The 15171-nt window shown below is 69.6% G+C and carries 13 protein-coding genes; 6 read left to right on the top strand and 7 right to left on the bottom strand.

Annotated elements, in window-relative coordinates; genetic code table 11:
* Window positions 1-353: 353 nt before the first annotated feature.
* Entirely contained in the window at window positions 354-665 is a 312-nt protein-coding gene (locus tag O7595_RS21630) for a hypothetical protein (RefSeq protein ID WP_269730298.1), read from the bottom strand.
* A gap of 482 nt (window positions 666-1147) precedes the next feature.
* Here O7595_RS21630 and O7595_RS21625 point away from each other — a divergent pair, with 482 nt between their 5' ends.
* Window positions 1148-1939 carry a helix-turn-helix domain-containing protein gene (locus O7595_RS21625; protein WP_269730297.1) on the top strand — a complete coding sequence of 264 codons (792 nt, stop codon included), beginning with the start codon at window positions 1148-1150 and terminating at the stop codon, window positions 1937-1939.
* Window positions 1932-2153, top strand: a complete 222-nt coding sequence (locus O7595_RS21620) for a DUF397 domain-containing protein (RefSeq protein WP_269730296.1) — start codon at window positions 1932-1934, stop codon at window positions 2151-2153. The genes O7595_RS21625 and O7595_RS21620 overlap by 8 nt, the downstream gene beginning before the upstream one ends.
* Window positions 2154-2167: 14 nt before the next feature.
* Here O7595_RS21620 and O7595_RS21615 read toward each other — a convergent pair whose 3' ends face one another.
* From O7595_RS21615 to O7595_RS21605, 3 genes are all read right to left on the bottom strand, one after another.
* Window positions 2168-5536, bottom strand: coding sequence for an N-6 DNA methylase (locus O7595_RS21615; RefSeq protein WP_269730295.1), 3369 nt, complete (start codon window positions 5534-5536; stop codon window positions 2168-2170).
* Between the two features lie 93 nt (window positions 5537-5629).
* Window positions 5630-6289 (bottom strand): RloB family protein, encoded by a 660-nt coding sequence (locus O7595_RS21610; protein WP_269730294.1) that lies wholly within the window; start codon window positions 6287-6289, stop codon window positions 5630-5632.
* On the bottom strand, window positions 6289-7554 hold the full coding sequence (locus O7595_RS21605) for an AAA family ATPase (protein WP_269730293.1): 1266 nt from the start codon (window positions 7552-7554) through the stop codon (window positions 6289-6291). The genes O7595_RS21610 and O7595_RS21605 overlap by 1 nt, the downstream gene beginning before the upstream one ends.
* Before the next feature lie 281 nt (window positions 7555-7835).
* Here O7595_RS21605 and O7595_RS21600 point away from each other — a divergent pair, with 281 nt between their 5' ends.
* Window positions 7836-8993 carry an acyl-CoA dehydrogenase family protein gene (locus O7595_RS21600; RefSeq protein WP_269730292.1) on the top strand — a complete coding sequence of 386 codons (1158 nt, stop codon included), beginning with the start codon at window positions 7836-7838 and terminating at the stop codon, window positions 8991-8993.
* Window positions 8994-8997: 4 nt separating this feature from the next.
* Window positions 8998-9873 (top strand): acyl-CoA thioesterase II, encoded by an 876-nt coding sequence (gene tesB, locus O7595_RS21595; protein WP_269730291.1) that lies wholly within the window; start codon window positions 8998-9000, stop codon window positions 9871-9873.
* Window positions 9874-9917: 44 nt separating this feature from the next.
* On the opposite strand, the gene O7595_RS21590 is transcribed toward tesB, so the two are convergent.
* Window positions 9918-10640 carry an alpha/beta fold hydrolase gene (locus O7595_RS21590; RefSeq protein WP_269730290.1) on the bottom strand — a complete coding sequence of 241 codons (723 nt, stop codon included), beginning with the start codon at window positions 10638-10640 and terminating at the stop codon, window positions 9918-9920.
* Window positions 10641-10913: 273 nt separating this feature from the next.
* On the opposite strand from O7595_RS21590, the gene O7595_RS21585 reads away from it, so the two are divergent.
* A complete protein-coding gene (locus tag O7595_RS21585; protein WP_269730289.1) occupies window positions 10914-12029 on the top strand; it encodes a cation diffusion facilitator family transporter in 1116 nt (371 codons plus the stop codon).
* Here the strand turns inward: O7595_RS21585 and O7595_RS21580 are convergent.
* Together O7595_RS21580 and O7595_RS21575 are read right to left on the bottom strand one after the other, a co-directional pair.
* Window positions 11965-12744 carry a phosphatase gene (locus tag O7595_RS21580; protein WP_269730288.1) on the bottom strand — a complete coding sequence of 260 codons (780 nt, stop codon included), beginning with the start codon at window positions 12742-12744 and terminating at the stop codon, window positions 11965-11967. The genes O7595_RS21585 and O7595_RS21580 overlap by 65 nt on opposite strands.
* Before the next feature lie 89 nt (window positions 12745-12833).
* Window positions 12834-13424, bottom strand: a complete 591-nt coding sequence (locus tag O7595_RS21575; RefSeq protein WP_269730287.1) for an SACE_7040 family transcriptional regulator — start codon at window positions 13422-13424, stop codon at window positions 12834-12836.
* Window positions 13425-13523: 99 nt separating this feature from the next.
* Here O7595_RS21575 and O7595_RS21570 point away from each other — a divergent pair, with 99 nt between their 5' ends.
* Window positions 13524-15155 carry a carboxyl transferase domain-containing protein gene (locus O7595_RS21570; RefSeq protein WP_269730286.1) on the top strand — a complete coding sequence of 544 codons (1632 nt, stop codon included), beginning with the start codon at window positions 13524-13526 and terminating at the stop codon, window positions 15153-15155.
* Window positions 15156-15171: the final 16 nt, after the last annotated feature.

Genomic DNA, 15171 nt, shown 5'->3' with positions numbered 1-15171 from the left:
CCGTGCGGAAGTGCCCCACTCCCCCATGTCGGCCCTGGATATGCCGGGCGGCCCTTATCGCCAGTACACCGCGCGGAGCGGTGCGCTCATTCAGAGGGCCAGGTCAGGGCACACTCACCGGTCTCTTTGTGGACCGTCACTCGAAGTTCCCCATCGGGACCCGACCCCCGCGCCCGGAAAAGGAACACCCACTCTGTGGCACTTTCCCCCTCCACGGGCCCTTGCACCTTCCAGGACTCCGCCTCCGGGACTCGACTCATGAAGTACTCAACCGCGACCCGGGATGCCGTTTCGTTGTCCACGCAATTATTTCTCAGCACTTCTCTACGTCGCACACAAGCTTGGGCCGCCTGCTATTCGGGGTGGTCGGCGCGGCTGGGAACGGTGTGCCGGGCACCCCGACTCCGCGCGATGCGGTGCACGTCGCGCAGGGACTCCGCAAGGCGGGCGATGACATAGCGGAGCTGTTCGGGGGTGGCGGAGCGGTCGCTCAGCAGGTCGTCGGTGTGATCGAGGAGATCGGCGGCCATGCCGAGCTGCAGGCTTTCGATGTTGTCGGCGAGCCGTGAGACATGGCCGTCGCCGTCGCCGATGAGGTAGCAGGGCTTGCCCTCGGCCCCGGTCCAGGGGAGCAGGCGAAGAACCTCCGTGGTGTGACGGCTCACGCCGCCTCCCGTACATGGATGACGCGCGGGCCGATGTCGACGCGGTGGACCGCGAGCCGGAGGGGGCGACGCGCCCTCTGGCGGCGGGCCTCGGCCTCGCGGCGCTCGTGTGCGAGGAGATAGGGGCGGACGAGGGGGCTGTCCTCCCCTCGGTAGTACGGGGCGGGGGCTCGGGTGGGGCGGGGCGGACGCGGCGGCCGGGGCGCGGGGCAGTGGTCTACGGCTGGCGGAGGCCACGGGAGCCTCCGGAGCGGGTCGATCAGTCGGGCGATACAGTGCAACACGTCGTCAACTCCTGGTTAGTTGAGGGCCACGCCCCCGGACCGTTCACCGCGGTCGCGGGGGTCTGCGCCTGCGGCTCTCCCGGGCGATCCCGCCCGGTGAACCCGCTCTGTAGCGATTCACTCACACCCTGGGACTGGTCGGGCTACCCTGACCAGGGGGTTCGGTGTGACAGAGCGTTTGTCGCAAGGGAGTTGACGATGAGCAACACCTACGGGGAGTGGCTGAAGGCCCAACGCGAAGCCACCGGCCTCACACAGCAGGAGCTGGCGGATGCCGCGATCATGACCCGCTCGCACATCGCCCACATCGAGGCGGGCCGCCGCATCCCGTCGAAGGAGGACGCGAGGAGGCTGGACCGGGCGCTGGACACGGGGGATGTACTGAGCAGCTTCCTGCCGCAGGAGGACGTGGCGGTCGCCGATCGCTTCGCTGCAGCGCTCCATCTCGAACAACAAGCGACAAACATCAGAGAGTTCGCCCTCTCCTTCGTACCGGGCATCCTCCAGACGGAGCGCTACGCACGTGCGGTTCTCGGTTCTGCCTTCCCTCCCAGAAGTGAAGAGGAATGTGACAGGACCGTTGTCACACGCCTGGAGCGAGGGAGGATCCTGGCCAACCCCGTGACGCCCGTAGTGTGGGCGCTAATCGACGAAGCAGTGCTCCGGCGTCCGATCGGCAGCGCTGAGGTGATGGCGGAGCAGATCACCCACCTCATGCACTTGGCAGAGTGCAAGCGCGTACGCGTACACGTCCTGCCGCTGTCGCTTGGGCACCACCCGTTGCTGCAGAGCATGCTGACGCTGATGTGGTTCGAAGACCAGCCACCGGTCGCCTATACGGAGGGCCTACACATTGGCAGGGTGCACGACGCCCCAGCCCTGGTCGAACAGCTGCAAGGTGCCTACGATCTTGCCCTGAGCGACGCACTGCCGTTGAAGGAGTCGCTCGCCCTTATGAAAGCAGCAGCGAAGGACCACAAGCATGGCTAAGCGCACCATCCCGGACGCGTCCCGGCTGACCGGCTGGCGCAAGTCCTCCCACAGCGGGTCCGACGCCGGCAGCTGCGTCGAGGTGCTGGACGGCCACCCGTCAGGCGTCCCGGTCCGCGACTCCAAGACCCCACACGGTCCCGCGCTGGTCTTTCCCTCAGGCACTTGGTCCTCGTTCGTCACAGCCGTCAAGAACGGAGAGCTGACCGCCTGAGATCCCGAACGCGGTCATTCATTCTCCGAGTGCGTAAGGTTACTCATCAGGGTCTCCTTCACGCGGTGAAGTTTCGCGAGCTGGGCACGGCGCACCCGCTTTTTCGAGGTCAGCCTGGTGAGGCGTTGAACGAAGGCCTTCTGTTCATCCATGCTCGGCAGTTCTATTTCGACGTCGAGCAGTCGGCTCGGATGCATGACACGCACACTGTCTGCGGACCGTGCCACCTCGTAGATTCGCTTCTGGGACGTCGGAAGCATCAACCACGCCACGAGATAGTCTGGGACGAGGCGCCTGACATCGGGCCTGAGGCATACGACGCTGCTACTGTACGTCGCCTGCTCCCGCTGCCCCCGCCATACCGAAGCACGGAACTTCCGCCCTTCTGGGTCGACGGCAGCGAGCAGGACGTCCTCAGGGCTCACCATCGCCTCACGGTGCTCTGGATTGGCTGAGAGTCCATCCATGGGAGGCTGGAGTCCGGCCGACCTCAGTTCACGATCGGTCAGGCCGGATGGCCGAATGACAGGCACTCCGGACCGGCTCCCCGACTGGTAGACGCCTCCAGCCCTCGCCAAGGAGACCAGTTCGCGCAGCGGACGTCGCTGGACCCGGCTCGCCGCACCGAGGTCAACCATCGGGAGCAGCAAGAGCAGTTCATCAATGTCCAGTTTGGCTAGGACCCCTTCAACGTCCTTCTCGGCATCAATCAGTGAGTGAAGGAGGTCGGCGACGGCATTACGATCGGCATCCATCCCCACGTGGTTCGACATCGAATACCAGGCACTCTGCTGGGACCAGGGATTGTTCGCGATGGCCCCTGCTGCCGTTCCGTTCAGCTGCTGCTCGATCTCCTCGAAGGAGAGTCCATACTTCTTCTGCCAATTTCCATAAGACCGCACAAGTTCCTGGCGTCGACCCTGTGTGAGGTCGTCGACTCTTTTGCTCAGCTCTTGTCGCACAACCTCTATGACGACCCGGCGCTCCCCCTCCGGGTCCTCCGCGAACCGCTTCCGGGCGGCGACCAGCCTTGGCGGGTCCTCCGCCAGCTTCGTCGGGTCCGGCCACGGCGTGAACCAGAACTCCGCCTCAAGCTTCTTGATGCGCGCCGCGGCCTTCGTACGCTCCTTCTTCACGTACGCCAGCTCCGCCAGCTGCTCCGCGCTCAGCTCAACCTGACCCCGTGTGACAGCGTCCTCGTCACCCTCAGTCTCACCGTCCTCCGACGGCTCCGGCTCCGCGTTGAGCTCCTTCCAACGCGCGTCGAGCTCGGCCTTGCGCGCATCCGCCTCCGCCAGCTCCGTCAAGAATTCCGGCGCGATCGCCGCGACCACCTTGTGGTCGTACGCCTGGCGCCGCTCCGCAGCCGTGCGCTTGCGCAGCTTCTTCGTCTTCGGGTCCTGCTCCGGCGCGAGCAGCGTCTCGACATTCTCGACCCAGCCGTCCAGCACCCCCGCGAAGCCGTTCTCCGACAACGCCAGCAGGTCGTACTTGGCCTCGTACCACCAGCCCGCGACCGCGCCCGCCAGCGCGTACCGGTCGAGCAGGCCGATACCGCCCAGCCGCTCCACGAACGACCCGATCAGCGACCCCCGTACGGCCATCAGCGCCGCCTTGCGCTCCGAGGCCGTCAGCTCCGCGAGCCGCTCGGGCGTGGCGGCCACCGCCTCCAGATGACGGGCCTCCTCCTCCCACCACTTGGCGAAGGCCGCCCGCAGCGCGTCCTCGCGGGGGCGCGCCAGCTCCGCGAGCCGGGCCGCGTCCGGGCGCTCGCACTCCGGGAGGAAGTCCAGATACGCCGGGTCCACCGGCTCGCGCTCGGCGAAGAGGTCCTCCAGCCCGATCTCGTACGCGTCGAGCAGTTCCTTCTTCGCCTCGACCTCCGCCCGCGGCATCCCGCCCACCAGGTGCGCCCGCACGTCCTGCGGCTCCGGCGGGGGCGTGTTGTCCACGTAGCGGCGGATGTTGAGGTTGTAGTCGTTCTCCCGCAGCTCCTCGCGCTCGACCACGCGCGCGAAGCCGGGCACGTCCTCGTACTCCCGGAACGTGGTGACGATCTTCTCCGCGTGCTCGGGCAGCAGCACGTTCTGCGCCCGCTCCGAGTGGAACTCGCGGTCCGCGTTGATGAAGAGGACCCGGCCCTCCCGCTTCGGGTCCTTCCTGCCCGGCGGGCGGAGCACCAGGATGCAGGCGGGGATGCCGGTGCCGTAGAAGAGGTTCGGGGCGAGGCCGATGACCGCCTCGATCGCGTCCTGCTCGATCAGCTCGGACCGGATGTCCCGCTCACCGCCGCCCCGGAACAGCACGCCGTGCGGCATGACCGTGATGACCATGCCGCCGCGCCCCTCCCGCTTGGTCATCCAGAGCATGTGCTGGAGGAACATCAGGTCGGCCTTGCCGCGTTCGCTCGTCTCGCCGTACTTCGCCCGCTCCGCCCTGTGCGGGAAGTCGGTGAGCGAGTAGTCCATCGAGAACGGCGGATTGCTCAGCACCCCGTCGAACCGGTCGGCATCCGACCTCGGCGTGTGCGCCGGCTCGGACAGCGTGTCACCGGTCCGCAGGTCGAAGCGGGTGCTGACGCCGTGGAGCACCATATTCATCGTGGACATGATCCAGGAACCGCTGTTGGCGTCCTGGCCGGCGAAGTACATGTCCGTGGCGTCCCCGCCGCGCTCTTCCACGTATTCCTTGGCGTGGATGAGCATGCCACCCGATCCGACGCACGGGTCGTAGATGCGCGTGCCGTCTCGGGGGTCCAGCAGTTCGACCATCATGCGGACGACCGCACGCGGGGTGTAGAACTCGCCGCCCTTGCGGCCGGCCGAGTCCGCGAACTCCTTGATCAGGTACTCGTAGGCGGCACCGATCAGGTCGGGGAACTCGAAGTCCTCCGTCCTCAGCCGGACCCGCCCGAAGTGCGCGATCAGCAGCTTCAGTCTCTGGTCGGCGAGCTTCGCCGCACCCGCGGCGGCACCTGAGCCCCCGATGCGGTTGAAGTCGAGCTGGTCGAACAGTCCCTTGAGCTTGGCGTTCTGCCCCTCAAGGGCCTGGAGCGCGGGCCGCAGCCGCTCCTCGTTGATGTTGTGGGTGCCGGACGAGATCCACTTCCAGCGGGCGTTCCTGGGGACGAAGAGGACACCGCGGTCGCTGTAGGGGGCCGCGTCCTCCAGGAAGCTGTCCAACAGCTCCCCAGCCAGGCCCAGCTCGTTCTCCGCCTGCTCTCTGATCCGCTCGCGTGCCGCCTCGAACTCGTCGTTGGCCCGCTTCAGGAACAGCAGACCGAAGATGTAGTCCTTGTACTCGGAGGCGTCCATCGTGCCGCGGAGGATGTCCGCGGCGGCGAAGAGATGGCGCTCCAACTGCGCGAGCGTGAGCTTGGCCACGAACCCGTCTTCCTACGACCCGATATGACGTAGGAACCCTACGGCGATCCCGGGCCGGGGTGAAAACGATCGCCCGAATTCGGCCCGCTTCCGTCAGTACGCGGTGATCCCGAGCCCCTTCTCGACGAACTCGAACACATCCGTGTACGGATCGCGCAGGCTCTTCGGCACATGCTCCGCATGCGCCTCGTTCATCTTCCGCGCCCGCTTCTTCGCCTCGGCGAAGCTGTCCGACGGGATCTGCTCCGGCAGCACCGTCTTGATGTTCGCCGCGCTGCCCGCGAACGGCAGCCTGTCCGCCGCCATGTCACAGACGCCGCCGAAGGTGCCGGTCACCGACTTGTGGTGGAGCAGTCTCCACACCTCGAAGCACGGGTGCGAGAAAGCAACCTCGACGCCGGCTTCACGGGCCTCCTTCAGCGCCGCGTCGATGTGATCGTGCTGATCGCGGTCGAACAGGCACCAGACCGCAGGCCAGTACTTCTTCTCCAGGCCGCTGTGTTTGGCCGCTCGCGTCTCCTCGCGGATCAGCCGCACCGCCGCCTCGACGAGCTTGATCGGCTTGCGCTGCGAACCAGGGGCCGATTGGTTGGCGATACGGACCTCGATGCCGTTCGTACCCGCCCGCTCCCGGACGATCTTGATGTACTCGGGTTCGGTCACCCTGCCCTCGGTGAAGACGTGCACGACTTTCCGACGTCGCTCGCCCTTCTTCGCAGGGCCCAGCGAGTCCTTCCCCCTCGTGCGCGCCATCAGCTACCGCTCCGCTCCGCCTCGTACTCGCGTTCCCGTTCGTTCGCCGCCAGCAGCCGCCGCGCGATCTGACCCTCCAGAAGAGAGGGCACCGCACCGAAGGCACCCGCCAGGTAGGACTTCATCAGGTCCTCGTCCTCCCCCGGGGACGCCGCCGTCAGCGGGTACAGGTCCGTCGCGCCTTCCTTGTCCTTCTCCGTCAGCCATACCTGTCCGGGCTCCAACAGCCGGCCGCCGCTCGGGGTGCTGAGCACGGAGGGGTCGTGCGAGGTGAAGACGAGCTGTGCCCCCCGTGGATTCGCCTGCGGGTCGTGGAACAGCCGGACGACCTCCGCGGCGAAGCGCGGGTGCAGGCTGGCGTCCAGTTCGTCGACGAGCAGGACGGCGCCCTCGTCGAGGGCGAGGAGCAGGGGACCGAGCAGAGCGAACCAGGAGCGGGTGCCGAAGGACTCCTGAGTCCAGTCGAAGGCCACGTCTCCTGCGGCGGAGCGGTGGGTGAGCTTGACCGTTGCAGGCCCCCGGCCCTCCTGGACGATCTCCGCACCGGTGATTCCGAGGTCCGCGACCCGCAGCAGTTCGTTGATGCGGCGCGCGCGGCTGCCGGTCAACTCCCGCGTCGTGAAGGCCTCGCGCTGCTCGCGCTCGTCCTCAGGGTTGATCAGCCAAAGGTTGCGGCGGAACCAGTGGAAGAGCGGGGTCAGCTGCGGATGGTTGTCCGTGCCGGCCGTGGACAGCAGCAGGGCGTTGGGCCGGGTGCGCCGCTCGAGTCCTGCTCGGTCCTTCACACGGTTTCCCGGCCAGTCGTAGGCCTTGGCGCGGGCGGCGTCGCGGTCCAGCCACACCTGCCGATGGCCCCGGGGATAGCTGTGCAGCCACTCGGCCTCGACGCGCTCCGCCCCGAGCTCGAAGCCGTACGTCCAGCGCACGCCGTTCAGGACGAGGTCCACCTCGAAGAAGCTGGCCGACTCCTGCCCGTCCTTGCCGTCCAGGACGAAGGGAATGCGCGCGGTCCCGTCGAAGGCCGCCCACCGTGCGTACGAGTTCATGACGGCGGCACGCATGTCCGTCATCGCGGCCAGCACGTTCGACTTTCCGGAGGCATTGGCTCCGAAGATGCCGATCAGTGGAAGCACGGCGAGTGACTGCTCACCCGCGAGCCTCACCGAGCGTGCGGAGGCGCCCGGGTCGTCTTCGGGCACGACGAACGTCAGCTCTTGCTCGTCGCGCAGTGACCGCACGTTCGCTGTGCGGAATCTCAACAGCATGCCGACCCCTCTCCGCCGCCAGAGTAGTGGTCGCGAAGGACAGCGGCTCGATCCGGCGCCCGTCCACCCTCCCCGGCCACCAGGGCAGCGAATGGGCTCCACCCCGGCCCCGTCGTGTGACGGGGCCGTCGTCACATCCGGCCGCCGCCCCGCACGTGCCCCTCATCACTCTGGACAGTTTCAACAACCGCCGGGTAACTTAATCTGAGCAAGCGCTTAGACAGCTCTGTGTGCTCGTCTGTGCCCAGCCAGTCACCCGACACCGTGCCGAGGAGGCGTCCGTGCGCCGGACCGTATTCAACGAGGACCACGAAGCGTTCCGGGAGACCGTCCGTGCCTTCATCGAGGCCGAGGTCGTCCCCGTCTACGACGAGTGGTTCGCCGCCGGCCAGGCGCCGCGCGACTTCTACTACAAGCTCGGTGAGCTCGGCATATTCGGCATCAACGTGCCCGAGGAGTTCGGCGGCGCGGGTCTGGACACCCACAAGTTCGAGGCCGTCCTCTACGAGGAGACCGCGCGTGCGGGCGTCAACTTCGGCGGTTCCGGCGTGCACGTACTGCTCGCCCTGCCGTACATCAAGATGCTCGCCGGCGACGAGCAGAAGAAGCGCTACCTGACGAAGTTCGTCACCGGCGAGGAGATGTGGGCGCTGGCGATGACCGAGCCGGGCACCGGCTCGGACGTCGCGGGCATGAAGACCACGGCCAAGCTGTCGGAGGACGGCACCCACTACGTCCTCAACGGCGCCAAGACGTTCATCACCGGCGGTGTCCACGCCGACCGCGTGATCGTCTGCGCCCGCACCTCCGCCCCGCGCGAGGACGACCGCCGCTTCGGCATCTCCCTCTTCGCGGTGGACACCAAGTCCGAGGGCTACTCCATCGGCCGCAAGCTGGACAAGCTGGGCCTGCGCACCTCCGACACCGCCGAGCTGGCGTTCGTCGACGTCAAGGTCCCGGTCGAGGACCTGCTGGGCGAGGAGAACAAGGGCTTCCACTACCTCGGCCAGAATCTGCCGTCGGAGCGCTGGGGCATCGCCTTCGGCGCCTACGCGCAGGCCAAGGCCGCGATCCGGTTCGCCAAGGAGTACACGCAGGACCGCACGGTCTTCGGCAAGACGGTCGCGTCCTTCCAGAACACGAAGTTCGAACTGGCCGCCTGCCAGGCCGAGGTGGACGCCGCCGAGGCCGTCGCCGACCGCGCCCTGGAGGCGCTGGACGCGGGCGAGCTGACCCCGGCCGAGGCCGCCTCCGCGAAGCTCTTCTGCACCGAGGTCGCCCACCGCGTCATCGACCGCTGCCTCCAGCTGCACGGCGGCTACGGCTATATGAACGAGTACCCGATCGCCCGCCTCTACGCCGACAACCGCGTCAACCGGATCTACGGCGGCACCAGCGAGGTCATGAAGTCGATCATCGCCAAGTCGATGGGTCTCTGACCCTGTGAGCGAGGCTCTCGACGACCTGCTCGATCTGCTCGACCTCGAGCGGATCGAGCAGGACATCTTCCGCGGCCACTCGCGTCCCACGATCGTGCCCCGCGTCTTCGGCGGACAGGTCGCGGCCCAGGCGCTCGTCGCCGCGGGCCGCACCGTGCCCGAGGACCGTGCGGCGCACTCCCTGCACGCGTACTTCCTGCGCATGGGCGACCCGGGCGCGCCGATCGTCTACACCGTCGACCGCATCCGCGACGGCCGGTCCTTCACCACCCGGCGGGTCGTCGCCGTCCAGCACGGCCAGCCGATCTTCCACCTCTCGGCGTCCTTCCAGGCCTGGGAGGACGGGCTGGACCACCAGGCGGTGATGCCCGACGCGCCGGACCCGGAGAGCCTGCCGACCGCCGCCGAGCGGCTGCCCCAGTACGCGGGGAACACCCTTCACCCGGAGATCGTGCGGCGCATGCTCGAGGCCCGTGCCGCGGTCGACATCCGGTACGTCGGCCGGCCCCCCTACGCGAGCATCGGTGAGCGGCGTGAGCCGCACTCACAGGTGTGGTTCCGCACCAACGGCAAGCTCTCGGACGACCCGCTGCTGCACGTATGCCTCGCCACGTACGTCTCCGACATGACGCTGCTCGACTCGGTGCTGCTGGCCCACGGGCGCGGCGGCTGGGCGGTCGGGGACGTGGTCGGGGCCTCGCTGGACCACGCCATGTGGTTCCACCGCCCGTTCCGCGCCGACGAGTGGCTCCTGTACGACCAGGAGTCGCCGAGCGCGCACGGTGGCCGCGGCCTCGGCCAGGCCCGCATCTACACCCAGGACGGGCGGCTGGCGATCTCGGTGATCCAGGAGGGCGTCGTCCGCGTCCCGCACGACTGACCGCGTCCGAGACCGCCGGCGACGCCCGTCGCGTACGGCCCCGTTCAGTCCCCGCCCGCGACGTCCTCCAGCAGACGGGCCGTCGCCTCGGGCGCCTCCAGCATCATGTCGTGCCCGCACGGGATCGTCCGGAGCTCCCAGCCGCCGGAGCGGGCCAGGTCGAGGGACGGCTGAAGGTTCGGCAGAAACGGTTCCGTGTGCCGCACCCACACCCGGCGCAGGGCGTCGAGCGGGCCGGGGTCGAAGTGCACGGGGTCCGTCTGGCAGCGGAAGGGGAAGTCCGTGAGGCGGGGCCCCACCCAGCCGCTCAGCTCCGGGTCCCGGACGCCCCACTGCGCGAGGAACGAGGCGTCGGCGGGCAGGTACCAGCCGTCACCCGACCCGGCGACCTGCTCGCGGTAGCGCCGGGCCACGTCGGGCGGTTCGACGTCCAGCAGGCACTGGCCGGGCCGCACGAGGAACGCCCCGAGGCAGACGACCGAGGCCAGCCGCTCGCCGGCGCGCTCGGCCAGTGGTCCGGCCAGGATCCCCGCGTAGCTGTGGAGCACCAGGCGGACGTCGGTGACGTCCTCGTACCAGAGAAGCGCCGCCAGGTCCTCGACATGGGTGGCGACACCGACCTCCGGGGTGAGCTGGCGGTGGCGCTCCCCCTGGCCGGTGAGGCTCGGTGTGAGCACCCGGTGGCCGCGGGCCGCCAGCAGATCGCGCACCCGGCGCCAGCACCACCCGCCGTGCATGGCCCCGTGGACCAGGAGATAGTCGGCCAACGCCTCACCGCCTGCCGATCGTCGGAGTGCGCGCCCGCGGCGCCGGAGCGCACCGGCCCGGCCTTCTGCCGCCGCGGCCCGCCGGGCGACCGCGGCGGCAGGCCCGCGAACGAAGAGGTTCGTCGTCAGTCTGGCACCGGGCGGCAGCGGCGGCGATCGCGGAGCGGCTCCTCGGGACCGCACCCGGCGGGCCGCACCCGAATGCGCGGATGGCACTCCGGGGTGCGGCGCCGCGCCCGAGCGAGGGGGTCATAACGGACATACGCTCCCCTCATGGCGAGCGACGAGATCACCGGCGACCCGTCGGGGACACCGCGCGTGCCCGGCGGGCCGGCCGACGCCCCCGTGCCCGCGCCCGAGCGGATCGAACCGGTCAAGGCGCCGGAGAGCACCCTCACCGTGATCGTGGCGGCGCTCGCCAACCTCGGCATCGCCGTCGCCAAGGCCGTCGCGGGCGTCATCAGCGGATCGAGCGCGATGCTCTCCGAGGCCGCCCATTCGGTCGCCGACACCGTGACCGAGGTGCTGCTGCTGACCGCTCTGCGGCGGAGCGCCAAGCCCGCCGACGAGGAGCATCCGCTGGGCTACGGCCCCGAGCGCTACATCTGGGCGATGCTGGCGTCCGTCGCCACCTTCGTCGGCGGCGCGGTCTTCTCCGTCTACGACGGCGTCCACACCCTCGTACAGGGCGGGAAGCTCGGCAATCCGCTGCCCTCGTACGTCGTCCTGGCCGTCGCCGCCGTGCTGGAGGGCTACTCGCTGCGGACCGGTGTCCGTCAGATCCGCGGCGAGGCGGCCCGCTTCGGCACGCCCGCGCGCCGCTATCTGCGCTACACCCCCGACACGGCGGTCAAGGCCGTGGTCATGGAGGACTCCGCCGCGCTGAGCGGGCTGCTGCTCGCGGCGGGCGGACTGGCCGGCGCCCAGCTCACCGGCTCCTCGGTCTGGGACGGGATCGCCTCGGTCCTCATCGGCCTGCTGCTGGTGTACGTGGCCTGGGTGCTGGGCCGCAGCAACGCCCAGTTGCTCATCGGCCGGCCGCTGCCGCCCCGGATGCGGAGGGCCGTGCACGAGGAACTGCTCACGGTCCCGCACATCGTGGAAGTACTGGAGCTGACGACCCTGGTCCAGGGGCCGGCGGAGATCCTGATCGCGGCCAAGGTGAACTTCCGGGACGTCGCCTCGGCGGAGCAGGTGGAGTGGGCGTGCGAGGACGCCGAGGAGCAGCTGCGCCAGCGCTTCCCGGCGATCCGCCGGGTGTACCTCGATCCGACGCCGGCCGTGCACCAGGTGCGGCCGGCCTCGGCCGGGGAACCGCCGGGGCTCAGAGGAGACCGGCCGCGTCCAGGAGGTACGCCGTCATCGGGTCGTAGAAGCGCGGGTCCGTGACATGGTCGTCCAGCGGGACCGTCACCCGGACCGTGCCCTCCGCCTCGCCGATGAACAGGGCCGGGTCGTTGCAGTCGGCGAAGCCGACCGCGTCGACGCCCCGCTGTCCCGCGCAGCCCGCCCATCCGTGGTCGGCGACGACCAGGTCGGGCCGGGCCCGTCCGTCCCGCTCCAGCCCGTCCAGGATCGCGGCCATCGGCGCGGGGGAATGGGTGTGCCACAGGGTCGCGCCGCGCTCCAGCACGGCCACGTCGGCGAACTGGTGGACCATGCCCTCGTCCGCGCTGAGCCCGGAGGGGATCCGGACGATCTCGCAGCCCGTGGATCTGAGCGCGTCGGCGATCTGCCGGTGGACGTCGAGCAGCCCGCCGGGGTGGCCGGTGGCGAAGAGGACCGACTCCCGTCCGGCGGCGGCCTGCTTCAGCCGGGCCGCCATCCGGTCCAGGGCGTCGACGGTCAGCTCGGGGTCGATGGTGTCCTGGCCGTACCGGTACTGCGGGTCGTCGTTGACGCCGCAGCGCTCGGCCATGACGGCCAGGACGTCCTGCTCGTCGCTCCAGCGGTCGCCGAGCTCGAGGCCCAGCCAGTAGTGGCGGTCCCCGTTGGCGAGCTTGCGGTAGTGGGAGAGGTTGTTGTCGCGCGGGGTGGCGACGTCTCCGGCGATACGCGTGCGGACGAGATGGTCGACGAGGGCGGCGCGGTTCGGTATCGGCATGCGCCCATTGTGCCGCCAGGTGTGCGGAGCGTGCCCGGCGTCCCGATGGCCGGACACCCGGGACGCCGCCGGCCGCCGGGGGCCATCCCCTACGACAACGATGCGAGCGCCCCGTGGGCGAGCTTGCGCAGCAGGTCCTCCATGGCCGCGCGGCCCGGCAGCCCGTTGCCGTACGAGCCCAGGTGCGGGGTGGAGTTCAGCAGGCCGAAGACGGCGTGGACGGCCGCCCGGACCTGGCCCTCGCCGGTCCCCGGGTGCAGCTTGCGGACCACGTCCACCCACAGTTCGACGTACTGGCGCTGGAGCTGGCGGACCAGCTTGCGGTCGCTGTCCCGCAGCCGGTCCAGCTCCCGGTCGTGGAGGGTGATCAGCGGGCGGTCGTCGAGGGCGAAGTCGATGTGCCCGTCGATGAGCGAGGAGAGCACCTGCTCGGGGGCGCCGTCCGCCTCGGCGACCCGACGCCTGCCGCCGTCCAGGAGCCGGCCGGAGATGCCGACCAGCAGCTCGGCGAGCATCGCGTCCTTGCCGGGGAAGTGGCGGTACAGCCCGGGGCCGCTGATACCGACGGCGGCGCCTATCTCGTCGACTCCGACGCCGTGGAAGCCGCGCTCGGCGAAGAGGCGCGCGGCCTCCTTGAGGATCTGCTCGCGACGGGTCGGAGCGTCGGTCCTGGTGCTCATGCCACTGATTCTAGACAAGGCTGTTAGCGATCGTTAACCTGGACGGCGTGGGTTAACGCCCATTAACACGAACGATGCTCTGACAGGGGGCACGACACGATGCGGCAAGCACCTGTGCTGACGAGTGCGGAAGATCCCGCCTCGGACGCCTGGCAGGCCAACGAGGCGGCGCACCACGCCCTGGCCGACACCCTGCGCGCGAAGCTGGCGGCGGCCCGGCTCGGCGGCGGGGAGAAGGCCCGGGCGCGCCACACCGCGCGCGGGAAGCTGCTGCCGCGCGACCGGGTGGACACGCTCCTGGACCAGGGCTCGCCCTTCCTGGAGCTGGCGCCCCTCGCGGCCGACGGCATGTACGACGGGCAGGCCCCGGCGGCCGGGGTGATCGCCGGCATCGGCCGGGTCGGCGGCCGCGAGGTCGTCGTCGTCGCCAACGACGCCACGGTCAAGGGCGGCACCTACTACCCGATGACGGTGAAGAAGCACCTGCGCGCCCAGGAGGTGGCCCTGGAGAACCGGCTGCCGTGCGTCTACCTGGTCGACTCGGGCGGCGCCTTCCTGCCGATGCAGGACGAGGTCTTCCCCGACCGCGAGCACTTCGGCCGGATCTTCTACAACCAGGCGAGGCTCTCCGCGGCGCGCGTCCCGCAGATCGCGGCGGTGCTCGGCTCCTGCACGGCCGGCGGCGCGTACGTCCCCGCGATGAGCGACGAGGCCGTGATCGTGCGGAACCAGGGCACGATCTTCCTCGGCGGCCCGCCGCTGGTGAAGGCCGCGACCGGTGAGGTCGTCACGGCCGAGGAGCTGGGCGGCGGCGAGGTCCACTCCCGGGTCTCCGGCGTCACGGACCACCTCGCGGAGAACGACGCGCACGCGCTGAGGATCGTGCGGAACATCGTGTCCACCCTCCCCGGGCGCGGGCCGCTCCCCTGGTCGGTGGAGCCCGTCGAGGAGCCCAAGGCGGACCCGTTCGGGCTGTACGGGGCGGTGCCGGTGGACTCCCGCACCCCGTACGACGTCCGGGAGATCATCGCCCGCATCACGGACGGCTCCCGCTTCGCCGAGTTCAAGGCGGAGTTCGGCACGACGCTGGTCACCGGCTTCGCCCGGATCCACGGCCACCCGGTCGGCATCGTGGCCAACAACGGCATCCTGTTCGCCGAATCGGCCCAGAAGGGCGCCCATTTCATCGAGCTGTGCGACCAGCGGGGCATCCCCCTGCTGTTCCTGCAGAACATCTCCGGCTTCATGGTGGGCAAGGACTACGAGGCGGGCGGCATCGCCAAGCACGGCGCCAAGATGGTCACGGCCGTGGCCTGCACCCGGGTGCCGAAGCTGACCGTCGTCGTCGGCGGCTCGTACGGCGCGGGCAACTACTCCATGTGCGGTCGCGCCTATTCACCCCGCTTCCTGTGGATGTGGCCCAACGCCAAGATCTCGGTGATGGGGGGCGAGCAGGCCGCGTCCGTGCTGGCCACCGTCAAGCGGGACCAGTTGGAGGCGCGCGGCGAGGAGTGGCCCGCCGATGCGGAGGAGGCGTTCAAGGACCCGATCCGCGCCCAGTACGAGCAGCAGGGCAACGCGTACTACGCCACGGCCCGGCTGTGGGACGACGGGGTGATCGACCCGCTGGAGACCCGGCAGGTACTGGGGCTCGCCCTGACCGCCTGTGCCAACGCCCCGCTGCCCGAGAGGGACGCCTCGGCGCCCGGCTTCGGCGTATTCCGGATGTGAGGACCACTGTGACGTT

The sequence above is a fragment of the Streptomyces sp. WMMC940 genome (genome assembly GCF_027460265.1).
Classification (GTDB): domain Bacteria; phylum Actinomycetota; class Actinomycetes; order Streptomycetales; family Streptomycetaceae; genus Streptomyces.
This window is presented reverse-complemented; position numbering and strand designations above follow the sequence as displayed.